A 1,686-nucleotide genomic window follows, 5' to 3' on the forward strand; every position below is an offset into this window, starting at 1 on the left:
GCCGGTGGGGCCGCCCGGGGTCCGGGCGGGTCCCGCGGTTGCCAGGGCGCGCGCGGGACCGCGGGGGCGGCGGCTACTCCGAGGCGGCAGGGCGGGCGCGCAGGTGGGCGCGCTCGCCCTGCTTGCCGAACAGAATCAGGAATTCCACCGGATGCTCGTCGGCGGCGCCGAACCAGTGCGGCACCTTGGTGTCGAACTCGGCGGCCTCGCCGGGGACGAGCACCAGATCGTGCTCGCCGAGGATCATCCGCAGCCGCCCGTTGAGCACGTACAGCCATTCATAGCCCTCGTGGGTCTTCGGCTCGGGAACGCGCCGCTCGCTGCCAGCGGGGATGATCAGTTTGTAGGCCTGGATGCCGCCCGCGCGGCGGGTGAGCGGCAGCATCGTCATGCCGAAACGGGTGATGGGGCGCAGGTGGATGCGTGGATCGCCGGTCGGCGGCGCGCCGACCAGCTCGTCGAGGGTGACTCCGTGCGCCCTGGCCAGCGGGAGCAGCAATTCCAGTGTCGGCCTCCGGGTCCCGGATTCCAGCCGCGAGAGCGTGCTCACCGATATCCCGGTCTCGGCCGACAGGTCGTTCAATGTGGTCTCGCGTTGCTTGCGCAGGGCACGTAATCGCGGCCCCACCGCGTCCAGGGCCCGGTCCAGATCCTCGTCCACACCCGCCATTTTGCCACGTCGGCAAATAACATTGCCGATTCACCTCCGGCTGCCGCACTGTCGGGAGCCGAAGGAGGTGGTCGAGATGACCGACAACGGACAGCGACAGGCGGCGAGGGAACCCGGCATCCGGGACGTGGTGGTGATCGGCGGCGCGGCCGCGGGGCTGGCGGGGGCGCTCACGCTCGCGCGGGCCCGCCGCTCGGTGCTGGTGCTCGACGCGGGCGCACCGCGCAATCGATTCGCCGAGGGCGTGCACGCTCTGCTCGGATTCGACGGCATCGCCCCGGCGGAACTGCTGGAGCGCGGCCGCGCCGAGGTGCGGCGCTACGGCGGGCACATCCAGACCGGCGAAGTGGTGCGGGCGCGGCGCGTCGAGCCGGGCTTCGCGGTGGACACCGCCGACGGGAGGACCGTGCGGGCACGCCGCCTGCTGGTCACCACCGGTCTGGCGGACGAACTGCCCGCCATCCCCGGCGTCGCCGAACGATGGGGCCGCGACGTGCTGCACTGCCCCTACTGCCACGGCTGGGAGGTGCGCGATCAGCCCGTCGGCGTGCTGGCCACCGGGCCGCAGGCGATCCACCAGGCGCAGCTGTTCCGGCAGTGGAGCGAGGACGTGGTGCTGTTCACCCACACCGCCGCCCCGCCGGACGCGACGGCGGCCGGCGAACTCGCCGCGCGCGGCATCCGCGTGGTGCCTGGGGAGGTCGCGGGCCTGGTCGTCGAGGACGACCGCCTCACCGGGGTCCGGCTGGCCGGTGGCGCGCTCGTCGCCAGGACCGCCGTTGTGGTCGCCCCGCGGATGGTCGCCAGGGCCGGCTTCCTCGCCGAGCTGGGACTGGCCCCGGTGGAGCACCCCTCCGGCGCGGGCCCGCACATCCCGGCCGACCCCACCGGAGCGACGGCCGTTGCCGGGGTGTGGGTCGCGGGCAATGTGACCGTTCCGTCCGCCCAGGTCGGACCGGCCGCGGCGGCGGGCTCCGTCGCCGCGGCCAGGATCAACGCCGATCTCGTCGCCGAGG

General features: G+C 73.8%; 2 protein-coding genes. One reads left to right on the forward strand and one right to left on the reverse strand.

From position 1 onward, the window contains the following. Positions 1 to 73: 73 nt before the first annotated feature. A complete protein-coding gene (locus tag QH283_RS23085; protein WP_280505038.1) occupies positions 74 to 670 on the reverse strand; it encodes a helix-turn-helix domain-containing protein in 597 nt (198 codons plus the stop codon). A 76-nt stretch (positions 671 to 746) separates the two neighbouring features. On the opposite strand from QH283_RS23085, the gene QH283_RS23090 reads away from it, so the two are divergent. After that, positions 747 to 1,686: NAD(P)/FAD-dependent oxidoreductase (locus QH283_RS23090; protein ID WP_280505039.1), on the forward strand; the 940-nt coding region annotated here is incomplete at its 3' end.

This window comes from Nocardia farcinica (genome assembly GCF_029867845.1).
Taxonomy (GTDB): domain Bacteria; phylum Actinomycetota; class Actinomycetes; order Mycobacteriales; family Mycobacteriaceae; genus Nocardia; species Nocardia farcinica_A.

Coding starts and splice junctions, on each gene's coding strand:
- QH283_RS23085 (WP_280505038.1), bottom strand. CDS start 670: ATGGCGGGTGTGGACGAGGATCTGGACCGGGCCCTGGACGCGGTGGGG.